Source organism: Mycolicibacterium palauense (genome assembly GCF_002592005.1).
Taxonomy (GTDB): Bacteria; Actinomycetota; Actinomycetes; order Mycobacteriales; family Mycobacteriaceae; genus Mycobacterium; species Mycobacterium palauense.
Window position 1 is genome coordinate 14,965 of sequence record NZ_NVQF01000038.1, and the last position, 13,391, is coordinate 28,355.

At 71.5% G+C, this 13,391-nt stretch carries 11 protein-coding genes; 7 read left to right on the plus strand and 4 right to left on the minus strand.

Going from position 1 to position 13,391, the window contains the following annotated elements; all coding sequences use genetic code 11:
• Positions 1-52: 52 nt before the first annotated feature.
• Positions 53-979, minus strand: coding sequence for a universal stress protein (locus CSR00_RS16080; RefSeq protein ID WP_099023416.1), 927 nt, complete (start codon positions 977-979; stop codon positions 53-55).
• Positions 980-1,224: 245 nt separating this feature from the next.
• Here CSR00_RS16080 and CSR00_RS16085 point away from each other — a divergent pair, with 245 nt between their 5' ends.
• Both CSR00_RS16085 and CSR00_RS16090 read left to right on the plus strand, forming a co-directional pair.
• A complete protein-coding gene (locus tag CSR00_RS16085) occupies positions 1,225-1,749 on the plus strand; it encodes a DUF4333 domain-containing protein (RefSeq protein WP_245906123.1) in 525 nt (174 codons plus the stop codon).
• A gap of 54 nt (positions 1,750-1,803) precedes the next feature.
• Entirely contained in the window at positions 1,804-4,464 is a 2,661-nt protein-coding gene (locus CSR00_RS16090) for a helix-turn-helix transcriptional regulator (RefSeq protein ID WP_099023417.1), read from the plus strand.
• A 28-nt stretch (positions 4,465-4,492) separates the two neighbouring features.
• Here CSR00_RS16090 and CSR00_RS16095 read toward each other — a convergent pair whose 3' ends face one another.
• On the minus strand, positions 4,493-5,476 hold the full coding sequence (locus CSR00_RS16095; protein WP_099023418.1) for an o-succinylbenzoate synthase: 984 nt from the start codon (positions 5,474-5,476) through the stop codon (positions 4,493-4,495).
• A gap of 315 nt (positions 5,477-5,791) precedes the next feature.
• On the opposite strand from CSR00_RS16095, the gene CSR00_RS16100 reads away from it, so the two are divergent.
• From CSR00_RS16100 to CSR00_RS16115, 5 genes are all read left to right on the plus strand, one after another.
• A complete protein-coding gene (locus CSR00_RS16100; RefSeq protein ID WP_141564376.1) occupies positions 5,792-6,247 on the plus strand; it encodes a Fur family transcriptional regulator in 456 nt (151 codons plus the stop codon).
• 117 nt (positions 6,248-6,364) lie between these two features.
• On the plus strand, positions 6,365-8,512 hold the full coding sequence (gene katG / locus CSR00_RS16105; RefSeq protein WP_176562089.1) for a catalase/peroxidase HPI: 2,148 nt from the start codon (positions 6,365-6,367) through the stop codon (positions 8,510-8,512).
• Between the two features lie 117 nt (positions 8,513-8,629).
• Complete coding sequence (locus CSR00_RS31565) at positions 8,630-8,761, plus strand: hypothetical protein (RefSeq protein ID WP_281259727.1); 132 nt, start codon at positions 8,630-8,632, stop codon at positions 8,759-8,761.
• A 128-nt stretch (positions 8,762-8,889) separates the two neighbouring features.
• The gene (locus CSR00_RS16110; RefSeq protein ID WP_099023421.1) at positions 8,890-9,804 is read left to right on the plus strand and encodes a DMT family transporter; all 915 of its coding nucleotides are present in this window, start codon (positions 8,890-8,892) and stop codon (positions 9,802-9,804) included.
• A gap of 86 nt (positions 9,805-9,890) precedes the next feature.
• Positions 9,891-11,255, plus strand: a complete 1,365-nt coding sequence (locus CSR00_RS16115) for a mechanosensitive ion channel family protein (protein ID WP_099023422.1) — start codon at positions 9,891-9,893, stop codon at positions 11,253-11,255.
• A gap of 12 nt (positions 11,256-11,267) precedes the next feature.
• Here CSR00_RS16115 and CSR00_RS16120 read toward each other — a convergent pair whose 3' ends face one another.
• On the minus strand, positions 11,268-11,930 hold the full coding sequence (locus CSR00_RS16120; RefSeq protein ID WP_099023454.1) for an Rv0518 family GDSL lipase: 663 nt from the start codon (positions 11,928-11,930) through the stop codon (positions 11,268-11,270).
• Between the two features lie 144 nt (positions 11,931-12,074).
• Positions 12,075-13,337, minus strand: coding sequence for an acyltransferase family protein (locus CSR00_RS16125; protein WP_099023423.1), 1,263 nt, complete (start codon positions 13,335-13,337; stop codon positions 12,075-12,077).
• Between the last annotated feature and the right edge of the window lie 54 nt (positions 13,338-13,391).

Sequence of the window (13,391 nt, forward strand, 5' to 3'; positions counted from 1 at the left end):
CGCTGCGCGCCCGGGGGGTGCGGTTTGGGCCCCGGGGGCGCGGGGCCGCCCGTCAGTCCGGGCGGCGCGCGACGAGTACCGGGATCTCCACGGCGTTCACCACATCGCGGGCCACCGAGCCCAGCAACATCCCGGTGAAGCCGCCGCGGCCGTGGCTGCCCACCACCAGCAGCTGAGCATCCTTGGCGAGCTCGACCAGCCGGCGCGCCGGGTTGTCGGGCACCACCCGGGTGCGCACCGTGACGTCGGGGTAGCGCTCCCGCCATCCCGCGAGGCGCTCCGAGAGCACCTCCTGCTCGCTGACCTCGATATTGGCCCACTCCACCGGCGCCACACCCGGCCGGCCGAAGCCCAGCGGGCCCATGTCGCTGAACGCGTGGAAGGCGATCAGCTCCACACCGCGTCGCGACGCCTCGTCGAAGGCGATCTGCGTCGCCAGTTCGGAGGCCGGCGAGCCGTCGACACCGACCACCACCGGCGCCGGGGATGCCGGGTATTCGGAGAGCCGGGAGGGATGTTCGGCATGGACGACGGCGACCGGACCGTGTGCGTGGCGGATCAGCGTGGCGCTGACCGACCCCAGCAGTGCCCGGCCGAGGGCGCCGAGCCCGCGGCACCCGACCACCATCAGCTCCGCATGGTGGGACAACTCGATCAACGTCGGCAGGACCGCGGCGTGCACCGTCTCGGTGCTGATCTCCGGGAACCGGTCCTCGGGCAGGGCGGCGACAGCCGCCAGCACCTGCTTGTGCGCGTCGGCGACGATCTGCTGGGCCTGGTCTTCCTGCCACTGCGCGTAGTCGGCCGAGACCGGGTAGACCGGGCTGCCCGCGGCGACAGCGGGGGCGACCACGTGGACCAGCGTCAACGGGGCCCGGCGCAGCACGGCCTCGCGCGCCGCCCATTCCACGGCGGCCTCCGAGGGCGGTGAGCCGTCGACTCCGACCACGATGCCCGTCCGCTGTGGTTGATCCGCCATCGTCGGCCTCCTGTCCGAGTGCTGTCCCGGCGCGCCCGTCGCCGGCAGGTTCTGCGTGCCCGAACCCACACCTTCAACCTAGGACCTCGGCGTGCCGGCGGTCCCGGGGACTTGGTCCCCAAAGACGGTGCCGGAATGCCCGCGCCGCGGAGTGGGAGGCGGGTGCGGGCCGCGCCGGTCCCCACCTGCGCACGTGGGCAATTCTTCCCATTTACCGGGCCTGTCGGCCGCAATACGATTTGTCGGTGGCCTCCTTGAAAACACATCTTCCGCTGCTGCTCGCGGCCCCCGCGCTGGCGAGTTGTCAGTTCTCCTTCTCGACCGGCGGACCGGACTACGAGAAGCTCGAAAACGCGATCGGCGACGAACTCAACAAGTCCTACTCCGAGATCTCCCAAGAGGTGTCGAGTGTGGACTGCCCGCGCCAGGACCCGACGCCCAAGGCCGGTGACACCTTCGTGTGCACCGCCGACGTCGACGGTAACCCGGTGCGGGTCCAGGTCAACGTCAAGGACGACGAGAACAACGTCAACTTCAGCACCATGGACGTCGTCTACGACCTCAACGACACCGCCCAGGGGCTGGCGCGCGACATCTCCGAGAGCCGGGGCTTCGACGTCACCGTGACCTGCGGCGAAGGCCTGAAGGTCGTGGAGGTCGGGCAGTCCTTCGAGTGCACCGCCGCCGACCGGAGCGGCGACACCCGGCAGGTCAAGGTGACCGCCGGAGCCGTGGACGAACCGGACCACTGGGAGATCCTCAACGAGTGACCTGCGGGTTCTCGCCCTGACGGACGGCCCACGCCTGCGATACCCTGCCTGCCAATGGCGGGCGTGGGAGGCAGGGTGGAGCTGGAGGACCGGCTCGCCCGGGCGTGGACGCAGGCACGGGACGGCGCGGGGCGCATCGTCGTGCTGCTGGGGGACCCCGGGATCGGCAAGTCCACCGCGCTGACTCGACTCGGGCAGCACATCGGCGAGGCGGCGTGCATCGTGTCCTGCCGGGGTGGAGAGCTGGCGTCCCCGATGGCGGTGGCCACCGAGATCGCCGCGCTGCTGCCCGCTCCCCCCTCGACCGGCACCGTCACCGCCGAGGTCGATCCCCTGCGCGCCGCCGACGTACTGGGCGCCGGCCTGGCCGAGGCGCGATCCACGGCCCTGCTCGTCGACGACATCCACGACGCCGACCCCTCCAGTCGCACCGCGCTGAACCTCGCGCTGCGCCGCGGCGTGGCCGGCGGGGCGCTGATCGTGATCACCGGCCGCAGGATGCCTGCGGTGCTGTCCTTCGCCGAGGGGTTCGAGGTCGAAGAGATCACCGGCCTGGACCGCGCCGGGGCCGCAGGACTGCTCGACGCGGCCAGCAGCGTGCCGATCGCCCCGGCCGTCCGGGATCACCTGCTCGAGGTTGCCGACGGCAATCCCCTTGTGCTGAGCCACCTTCCGGGTGCGCTCTCGGCCGAGCAGCTCCGCGGCGAGCAACTGCTGCCCGAGGCGATACCGCTGGTCGGCGATCTGCGCACGGTGTTCACCCGCCAACTGCCCCCGCCCGGATCGGCCGCGCGGGAGTTGCTGGAGGTGGCCGCGGTCTCGGCCGACGGCTCGTGGGCGCTGCTGGCGGCACTGCGTCCCGGCATCGCCGAGGCCGCCCTCGAAGACCTCGAAAGCCGTGGCCTGGCAAGCCTGGGCGGCGGGCGCCTGACGCTGCGGCATCCACTGCTGCGCAGCGCGGCGATCAGCGCGATGTCCCCGGCCCGGCGGCGCCGGCTGAACCTGGAACTGGCGGGGGTCGCGAGCCTGCCCGAAGAGGTTCGCCTGGCCCACCGGGCGCGCGGCACGGTCGGTCCCGACGAGGAGGTGGTGGACTCCCTGGTCGAGGCGGCTCGGCTGATGCGGGTCCGCGGCGGCGCCGAAGCCGCGGCGCGGCTGCTGGACCGGGCCGTGGACCTCACCGGCAGCGACACCCGGCGTCAACAGCTGCGGCTGGAGGCGGCCCATCTGCTCGGCGTGGCCGGGGAGTCGGCCGCGGCGCGGCACCGGCTGGAGGCACTGCTGGCCGACCCCGCCTCGGGGGACCTTCGGGTGGCGGCGACGCTGACGCTGGGCACCCTGGAGGCACTCGACGGTGCGCCGGCCGCGGCCTGGCAGCGGCTGACGGAGTGCCTGGCGGTCGCGACCCCCGCCGAGGTGGGGGTGGTGCATGCCCGGATGGCCATTCCGCTGGGCATGCTGGGGCTGGTAGCCCAGATCACCCAACACGCCGAGACGGCCGTCGGGCTCTGCAAACCGCACTCCCCGGAGTGGGACGTGGCGCGGGTGATCCACGCCCACGCCGCCTGCGCGGAGGACGAGGCCCGCGCCAACGACCTGGTGGACGAGATGCTCGACGGGCTGGACCTGTTCGCGGCCGTCCAGCACGACCCCATGGTGGGCCTGCACATCGGTCGCGCGCTCGCCGTCGCCGAGCGGTGCGAGGTGGCGATGACGGCGCTCACCGAGCTGGTCGGTCGGCTTCGTGGGGAGGGGGCGCGCTCCTCGCTGGCGATGGCGTTCGGTGCGCTGGGCGAAACCCACATCCGCGCATCCCGTTTCGATGAGGCGCTGGTCTGCCTGGACGAGGCGATCGCGCTGAGCCTGGCCACCGGCCAGCGTGCGTTCGCGCCGTTCTGGCTCGGGCTGCGCGCGCGTGTTCGTGCGATTCGCGGCGACGACGCGTCCGCGACGGCCGACCTGGACCTGGGTTTCGCCATCTCCGACGAGCAGGCCACCTTCGGCGCGCGGTACTTCCTGCTGGCCAACGCGGGCCTGGTTGCCCTGACGGGGCAGCGCCACCGCGACGCCATCGGCTACCTCGCCGAGGTGTGGGCGTTCGAACAGACCGGGGGCCTGTTGGCGCCGCAACTGGCGCGCTGGCATGCCGACCTCGTGCAGGCCTATGTCGAAACCGGATGTCCCGACGAGGCGGCTCCGCTGCTGGCGCACCTTCGCCGGGTGGCGTCCCGACCCGGTGTCAGCCGGTGGACCCGGGCCACCGCCCTGCGTGCCGAGGCCGTCATCGCCGGCGGCAGCGATCCGGGCCGCGCCGCCCGCCTGCTGGATCGCGCGGCCGGGATCTACCACCCCGAGCTGGACGCCTTCGACCGTGCCCGCACCCATCTGCTCAAGGCGCGGGTGACCGACGGTGAGGTCGCCGAGCAGGCCCGGCGCGAGGCGCTCTACGGATTCCGTCGCACCGGCGCCGCCGCCTGGGCGGTGATGGTGGCCGCCACCGACGATCAGGCCGAATCGGGAATCGACGCGGTCACCGACGCCGAACAGCGGATCCTCGTCGAGGTCGCCAAGGGCCTGACCAACCAGCAGATCGCCAAGCGTCTCGACATCAGCGTCAAGACCGTGGCCAACCACCTCTACCGGGCCTACCGCAAGCTCGGGGTCGCCTCCCGCACCGAGGCCGCCCGCCACGTGCTGCTCGACGGGGCGCGCTGAGAATCCGCCGGCAGGGCGGCGGGCGGCCTCAGTCGGACTGCCGGGCGCGCCGCAGTCGGTCCCGCCACCATCCGACCCGCCCGGCGTCGTCGAGGCGGTACCGCGCCAGCTGACCCGGGTCCGGGGCGGGTGCCAGCGGGCCGACCGGCAGCGCCCCGTCGACGGGGATCAGCGAGCGCGACCGGGAGACCAGGTCGGTCTCGGGTGTGAGGAGCGTGCCCAGGCCGCAGGCATGGGGCAGGTCGGGAAGGGCGCCGGCCAGCGCCAGGCCGGCGGCCAGCCCGATGCTGGTGGCCGCCGTCGTGGCGACCACGCACGGTTTCCCCGACGCCTCGGCGACCCGCAGGGCCCGGCGTACGCCGCCGAGCGGGCCGCAGTGCAGGACCGCGAGATCGGCCGCGTCCCCCAGGCTCATGTCGGCCAGCCCGGCGGCTTCGCGCAGGGACTCGTCGGCGGCCACCGGTACCTCGATGCGGCGGCGCACCGCGGCCAGTTCGGCCCGCGTCCGGCAGGGTTGTTCGATGAACTCCAGTCCCCCGGCGGCCCGGTCCAGTTCGGCGATCGCCGCGACGGCGGTCTGCACATCCCAGTTGCCGCGGGCGTCGCAGCGCAGCGCGGCGCCTGGGCCCAGCGCGTCGCGCACCGCCGCCACCCGGTCGAGGTCCTGCGCCAGTGACCCGGGCCCGCGGGCCACGGCGATGTCGGCGGCCTGGCAGCCCGAGGCGGCGGCGATCGCGTGGGCCGCAGCGGGATCGGTGGCCGGGACGGCGACCGCGGCCCGGACGCGCCCGCGCACCACGTCGGGCCAGCCGACGGTGCCGGCCTCGACGGCGGCGGTCAGCCAGCGTACGGCGGTCGCGTCGTCGGCGCCGGGGGGCGGGCTGAACTCGCCCCACCCCTGCGGACCCTCGATCAGCATCCCCTCGCGCGCGACCGGCGGTCCGTCTTGGCTGGTGCGTGCGGCCGGAATGGCGAACACCGGCGCGTCGTCGAAATCGATCAGGGTCCGCACAAGACTGTGACGCTAATCCATGCCTGCCGTCCGGCGGCGCCGGATGCCCACCGCGTGTCCGCGCGCCGGGGTGGCCGCCGGCGCCGGGACGGTGCCGGGATCGGGTGGGCGCTGTCCGCGCGCGGGATCGACGGTCAATGTGACTGCCGCGGAACCGGTTCCGCCGCCACGGGGCTGCGGGGCCTCGGGTGGCGGCGGCGCGGGCCCCGCGGTCCGCGCCGCCGCCGGGCGGCCCGGGACGGCGGCGCCGAAGAATCTGGAATGAATCAAGAGAAAACTCTTGACTGAGTCCAGAAAAGTCGTACTGTGGGTCGCGTGACGTCGACGCCGGAGTACGCAGACCAGCTGCGCTCGGCCGATCTGCGGGTCACCAGGCCCCGGATCGCGGTGCTCGAGGCGGTGCACGGGAATCCGCACGCCGACACCGAGACGATCTTCGCCGCGGTACGCACCATGCTGCCCGAGGTGTCGCGCCAGGCCGTCTACGACGTCCTCAATGCCCTGACCGCGGTGGGTCTGGTCCGCCGGATCCAGCCGTCGGGTTCGCTGGCTCGCTACGAGTCGCGCGTCGCCGACAATCACCACCACATGGTCTGCCGCTCCTGTGGCGTCATCGCCGACGTGGACTGCGCGGTCGGCAGCGCTCCCTGCCTGACCCCCTCCGAGGACGGGGCCGAAATGGACGGCTTCGTCGTCGACGAGGCCGAGGTCATTTACTGGGGTGTCTGCCCGGAATGTGCGTCCACCCCGAATGTGGGATCACAACCGTGATCGCAGCCCGATTCACCACTCCCGAAAGGAAATGCTGTGCCTGACGACGGCCGCACCGTAGAAGAGACTCCGCCGATCGGCGAAGCGCAGAGTGAGTCCGCCCCGAGCGGTTGCCCGATGCAGATCAAGCCCCCGGTCGAGGGTGGCAGCAACCGCGATTGGTGGCCCAACGCGGTGAACCTGAAGATCCTGCAGAAGAACCCCGACGTCATCGACCCGATGGATCCCGACTTCGACTACCGGGCCGCCGTGCAGACCATCGACTTCGACGAGCTGGCCCGCGACGTCGACGCCGTCATGACCGATTCGCAGGACTGGTGGCCGGCCGACTTCGGCAACTACGGTCCGCTGTTCGTCCGGATGACCTGGCATGCCGCCGGCACCTACCGCGTCCAGGACGGCCGCGGCGGCGGCGGGCGGGGTATGCAGCGTTTCGCCCCGCTGAACAGCTGGCCCGACAACGTCAGCCTGGACAAGGCCCGCCGGCTGCTGTGGCCGGTGAAGAAGAAGTACGGCAAGAACCTCTCCTGGTCGGACCTGATCATCTTCGCCGGCAACCGTGCCCTGGAGAGCATGGGTTTCAAGACGGCCGGGTTCGCGTTCGGTCGCCCGGACTTCTGGGAGCCTGAAGAGGACGTGTACTGGGGTGCGGAGGCCGAATGGCTGGGCACCCAGGAGCGCTACGCCGGTCGTAACGAGGGTGACCGGACCAAGCTGGAGAACCCGCTGGCCGCCACCCACATGGGCCTGATCTACGTCAATCCCGAAGGGCCCGAGGGCAAGCCGGATCCGGTGGCCGCGGCCATCGACATCCGCGAGACGTTCGGCCGGATGGCGATGAACGACATCGAGACCGCCGCCCTGATCGTCGGTGGCCACACCTTCGGCAAGACCCACGGCAACGGCGACGCCGACCTGCTGGGCCCCGAGCCCGAGGCCGCTCCGCTGGAGAACATGGGGCTGGGCTGGAGCAACCCGCAGGGCACCGGCGTCGGCAACGACGCCATCACCAGCGGCCTGGAGGTCATCTGGACCCACACCCCGACCAAGTGGGACAACAGCTTCCTGGAGATCCTCTACGGCAACGAGTGGGAGCTGACCAAGAGCCCCGCGGGTGCCTACCAGTGGAAGCCCAAGGGTGACGGCTGGGCCAACTCGGTGCCGATGGCGCAGGGCAGCGGCAAGACCCACCCGTCGATGCTGACCACCGACCTGTCGATGCGGATGGACCCGATCTACGAGCAGATCACCCGCCGCTGGCTCGACCACCCCGAGGAGCTCGCCGAGGAGTTCGCCAAGGCGTGGTTCAAGCTGCTGCACCGCGACATGGGTCCGGTGGTGCGCTACCTCGGCCCGCTGGCGCCGAAGCAGACCTGGCTGTGGCAGGACGTCGTTCCGGCGGGCACCCCGCTGTCGGCCGACGACGTGGCCAAGCTCAAGGCCGCCATCTCCGACTCCGGCCTGACGGTGTCGCAGCTGGTGTCCACCGCGTGGAAGGCCGCCTCCTCGTATCGCAGCAGCGACATGCGCGGCGGCGCCAACGGCGGCCGGATCCGGCTGCAGCCGCAGCTGGGCTGGGAGGCCAACGAGACCGACGAGCTGGCTCAGGTGATCAGCAAGCTGGAGAGCATCCAGTCCTCGTCGGGCACCGGGGCGTCGTTCGCCGACCTGGTGGTGCTGGCCGGCAACGTCGGTGTCGAGAAGGCCGCCAAGGCGGCCGGCTTCGACATCGAGGTGCCGTTCACCTCGGGTCGTGGGGACGCCACCCAGGATCAGACCGACGTCGAGTCGTTCTCCTACCTGGAGCCCAAGGCCGACGGCTTCCGCAACTTCACCGGCAAGGGGCTGAGCCTGCCGGCGGAGTACCACCTCATCGACAAGGCCAACCTGTTGGGCCTGTCCGCGCCGGAGATGACGGTGCTGCTGGGTGGTATGCGGGTGCTCGACACCAACTACGGCGGCACGAAGCTGGGTGTGCTCACCGACTCCCCCGGTGCGCTCACCAACGACTTCTTCGTCAACCTGATGGACATGGGAACCAAGTGGGCGCCGGCACCCGGTGAGGACGGCACCTACGTGGGCAACGACCGTGCCACCAGCAAGGAGAAGTGGACAGCCAGCCGGGTCGACCTGCTGTTCGGTTCCAACTCGCAGCTGCGGGCGCTGGCCGAGTTCTACGCCGAGGACGACGCCAAGGAGAAGTTCGTGAAGGACTTCGTCGCGGCATGGACCAAGGTGATGAACGCCGACCGGTTCGACGTCTGATCGGACGGGCCTGACCGCAGAGAACGCCAAGCGACACCCCGCGAGCGCACCCGCTCGCGGGGTGTCGTGGTCTCCGGGCCGCGCGGGCGGTCGGTACGGTGGTCACCGGGAGAACACATGACCACCTTCGTCATCGTCGGGATCGTCATCCTGGTCGGTCTGGGCCTCGTGGCAAGCCAGCTGTCTCGGCTACGGGCCTGGCTGAACCGGCCGCCGCCCAGCGACCCCGAGGGACCTGACGGGCCCTGACCCGGCTCGGCTGGTGCGATTCGTCGTCGCCGGTGGATGTCCACCGGTGTCGACTCCCCCGCGGCACATGTCGTTAAGGCACGTGCCGTTGAGTCGTGGCCGGGTTACAGCGCGCTGGGAGGTGCCTCATGATGCGGGCGGTCGTGATCGTTCTCGCGCTCGCCGCGGCGTTGTGCGCGGCACTCGGAATCGTCGTGCGCCAGTTGGCGACCCGCGACGTCCCCGCCGATCAGGGCATGAGCCCCACCATCGTGACCACCCTGCTGCACCGCCCGTTGTGGTGGGCCGGCACCGCCACCGCCGTGCTTGGGTACGTGTTTCAGGCGCTGGCCCTGGCCCGCGGCTCGCTCATGCTGGTCCAGCCGCTGCTGGTGTCCTCGTTGCTCTTCGCGCTGCCGATCAGCGCAAGGGTGGCCCGCCAGCGGGTCAGCCGCGCGGACTGGAGCTGGGCCGTGCTGCTGACCGGCGGTCTGGCGGTCTTCGTACTGTTGGCCCATCCCCGGGAGGGCACTCCCCGCCCCCCGGTCCAGGCCTGGGCCGTCGTGGCGGCGGTCGTCATACCGGTGGTGCTGATCTGTGTGGTCGGGGCTGCCCGCTCGGCCGGCACGCGACGGGCGGTGCAGCTGTCGATCGTGGTGGGTGTGTTGTTCGGCATCATCGCGGTGCTGACCAAGATCTGCATGCAGCGACTCGAAGACGGTGGCCTGTGGTCGCTGCTGATGGTGCCCGCCCCATATCTGCTGCTGCTTCTGGGCGTGGTGGGGACCGTCGTGCAGCAGTCGGCCTTCCACGCGGGGGAACTGCAGGCCTCGGTGCCCACGATGCTCGTCCTTGAACCGGTGGTCGCGGTGCTGTTGGGTGTGCTGGTGCTCGGCGAAGAACTCGACGCCACCGGCTACGCACTGCTCGCGCTGCCGGTGGCCGTCGCGGCCATGGTGGCCGGGACAATCGCGCTGGGCCGCGACTCCGGTGCGCTCGACGAGCAAATCGCCACCGCCGGCCCCGGCCCGGCGGACGACGCGCTGCGAGACCGGTCACACTAGCGGTCCTGAGCCGTGCCGGGTGCCGGAGCCTTGCGTACGGTCGACGGGAGTGTCCTGACCCCCGATCCAGCGGAGCTCGCATCTCGATGCCCGAGGAATCAGACCTCAAGAACGCCACCGACCTGGCCCTGACCGCCGCGTGGATGGCGGGGGCCGTCGTACTGGCCTACGTGCTCGGGCTGGCCCTGACCTGGCTGGTGTTTCGCGTCGGGCGCCGCAGCACCCTGGTGCGCGACGCCGCGGACCTGGTCCGCCGGCCGTTGCGGGTGACGCTGATGGTGATCGCGGCGATGATCGCCCTCGGACGCACCACCGACGAGTCGACGCCCTGGCGCGGGACGGCCGATCACCTCCTGCTGATCCTGCTGATCGGGGTGCTGACCTGGCTGGGCGCCAACGTGGTGCTGGTCTTCGAGCGGCGGGTGATCGCCCGCTACGCCGGCGGCGGCGAGACGATCACCGACGCCGACCGGCACTGGCGGCGCATCCGTACCCAGGTGATCACGCTGCGCCGGCTGGCCATCGCCGTCGTCGTGGTGCTGGGGCTCGCCGCGGTGCTCAAGACCTTCCCGCGGTTCAACGACATCGGGACCGGACTGTTCGCCTCGGCCGGGGTGCTGTCGGTGGTGGCGGGCCTGGCGGCCCAGACCTCGCTGGGGGCCGTCTTCGCGGGCATGCAGATCGCGTTCTCCGACGCCGTTCGCGTCGGCGACGTCGTCGTGCTCGAAGACGAGTGGGGCCGTATCGAGGAAATCACGCTGACCTACGTCGTCGTGCAGCTGTGGGACCAGCGTCGCCTGGTGCTTCCCACGACCTACTTCACCACCAGCCCGTTCCAGAACTGGACCCGCAACGCCACCGAGCTGCTCGGCACCGTCGAACTCGACCTCGACTTCATGGTCCCCTTCGATGAGATGCGCGAGGAACTCCAGCGGCTGCTCAACGACAGCGACCTCTGGGACCATCGGACCGGCATCCTGCAGGTCACCGACGCGGTCGGCGGTCATGTGCGGGTGCGGGCCCTGGTCAGCGGGCCCAACGCCGGCGCGCTGTTCGACCTGCGGTGTGCCGTGCGTGAAGGCCTGGTCGCCTGGCTGCAGCGCACCGCACCCGGTGCCCTGCCCCAGTGGCGGGTGGGCCCGGCCAATCCCCCCGATGTCGCCCGCGGCGCGTGGAACCGCACCAATATGAGCAGCCGCGCCGACTCGGCGCTGTTCACCGGCAGCGAGGAGGCCGAGCGCCGCGCCCGCGAGTTCGAGGGGGCCGGTGTCGGCAGTGGTGCCGGACCGCACGGCGGCCACCATGATGGTCGGCACGACGGACGCGGCTCCGGGCCCCCCGATGGAACCCCAGAGGGAACCCCAGACGGACCCCCGGATGGACCCGGGGACGGGCGCAACGGTGCGGACCCGTACGCCGAGCGCATGCCGCGCGGCTACGACGAGGGCTGACAAGCCTGCCTGTCACAACCTGCGCGGTAGCTGGGCCTTGATCAGCGGAGCGATCTTGGCGGCCAGGTAGCCGTGACCGGTGTCGGTGGGGTGCACGCCGTCGGCGCCGATGAGCGTGGGTGCGTCGACGAACCAGCGCTCGGCCAGGGGGTCGACGAACACCGCGCCGGCCGCCAGGGCCTGGTGCGCCAGGACGTCGCGGATCTGCAGGATGTTGGCCGGCGGGTCGGCGGTGGGCCAGGGCGGTCCGATCACCAGCAGTGTCGCCAGCGGGGCGGTGGACTTGGCGGCCTGGAAGGCCGCGCGCGCCGCCAGCGCCAGCGCCGACAGGTCGACGCCCTGGTCGTTGCGGGAGCCGAAGAACACCACCAGCACGTCGTCGGGACGGACGGCGCGCGCCGTCAGGTCCCCGAACACGCTTCCGTGGTCGCCGCGTACCCCGTACCCGGCGCGGCCCTCCGAGGCGACGTCGGGGGCGACGCGGATCCCCTCGTCGGCCAGTCGCTTCCAGGTCAGCGACGCCCAGCCGCGGTCGCCGAGGCCGCCCTCGTCGGTGCCGGTGGTGTAGGAGTCGCCGATCACCGCGACGTGGTACAGCGGGGTGTCGACGGTCAGGGGACGGACCCGGGGGGCGGTCGGCGCGCTCAGCAGCGCGCCCAGCAGGGCGGCGGTCACCGCCGTGGCCGCGGTGGCGCGCGCCCCCGCGGCGGCGAGGGACAGCCCGACGGAACTGAGACGACTCACGGCGACCTTCCTGGCGAAGACGTGCTGATGGGGGTTCCCGACCGGGGCGGCGCGTCGGTGCGCCGCGGCAGAACTTCACACGGCGCGAGCGGGTTCGTGTGCCCTGTGCTGGTCGGTGTCGACCCGGCGCAGCCTGGCCCGGCGCGCCGGGTCGGTCGCCAGCGGTGGACCGCCCCGCCTGGAGTGCGGTGGATCCGCGCTGCGCACGTCGACCATCCGGCGCATCCAGTGCCGCGCCGGCTCCTCGACGGTGTGGTAGAGCACCATGGCGGCGAGGACGGCCAGCCCCAGCAGGCCCGCCACGATGAACTTGCCGGGTACCCCGTCGATGGTCAGCTCGAACTGTTCGGCCGCCCACAGCCAGGAGGTGTGGACCAGCTCGTGGACCATGTACAGCGCAAAGGAGATCTGCCCGCCATAGACGAGGACACGCGTCGACAACACCCGAGGCAGGGTTCCGGCGCCGATCGCCAACGCGACCACCAGCGGCACGAACAGCAGGTCCACCACCCCGCTGGAGTCGCTGACGTTGGGAATCGGGTGGGCATCGAAGTAGTAGAGGATGCCGACGATCGCCGCCGCGATCAGCACCGAGGCGTAGCCGCCCGCCAGGCGCATCCGGTCGGTCAACTGCAGCCTGCGCACCGCGGCGCAGGCCAGCGCCCCGGCGATGAACTGCATCACGATCCGCGGCAGCCAGCTCCACGGCGTGTAGAAATGCCCGCTGGCCAGCAGTAGCAGTACCGGCGGAAGGGACGCCGCGACCGCCAGCCACAGCAGGCCCCGGGCGCGGGTGGCGCGAGCCACCCGGAACACCACCAGGATCAGCACACCGAACATGAGATAGGCCAGCCATTCCGCACTGATCGACCAGGCCGGGCCGTCCCAGCTGGAGTCGTCGAAGAACGGCTGGAACCACAACTGAACCAGGAACAGCTGGCGCACATAGCTCAGCGCGGTGAACTGGTCGGTGTTCTCGGCGGGCACGTGGCCGACGTGCAGGGTGAAGATGACCCACAGCGCCGCCAGGTGCATGGTCACCAGGTAGACCGGCCAGACCCGCGCCAACCGCAGCCACAGGAACCGCGTGGTGGCCCCCAGCGACCAGGCCGGGCCCATCCGATCGAGGTAGTTCCAGGTCAGCACGAACCCGCTGAGGATGAAGAACAGATCCACGCCCTGGGCCCCGCAGTTGAGCACCGGCGCCAGAGCCTCGCTGAAGCCGGGCGCCGCCGCGTGTAGCAACGGACGGAAATGGAACAGCACCACCCACACCGCGGCCACGATGCGAAGGCCGGTGAGGGCCTTGATCTCTCCGCCGATCTCTCCGCCGCGCACAGCACTCTTTCCAGCAGGACCTGCGTTGTCGTCAGGGGTGAGGGACACCGGCCG

Bases quoted from the DNA above. Each gene is read 5' to 3' on its own strand.
- CSR00_RS16110 (WP_099023421.1), top strand. From the start codon at position 8,890: ATGATGCGGGCGGTCGTGATCGTTCTCGCGCTCGCCGCGGCGTTGTGC.
- CSR00_RS16090 (WP_099023417.1), top strand. From the start codon at position 1,804: ATGGCGGGCGTGGGAGGCAGGGTGGAGCTGGAGGACCGGCTCGCCCGG.
- katG (WP_176562089.1), top strand. From the start codon at position 6,365: ATGCAGATCAAGCCCCCGGTCGAGGGTGGCAGCAACCGCGATTGGTGG.
- CSR00_RS16080 (WP_099023416.1), bottom strand. From the start codon at position 979: ATGGCGGATCAACCACAGCGGACGGGCATCGTGGTCGGAGTCGACGGC.
- CSR00_RS31565 (WP_281259727.1), top strand. From the start codon at position 8,630: ATGACCACCTTCGTCATCGTCGGGATCGTCATCCTGGTCGGTCTGGGC.
- CSR00_RS16115 (WP_099023422.1), top strand. From the start codon at position 9,891: ATGCCCGAGGAATCAGACCTCAAGAACGCCACCGACCTGGCCCTGACC.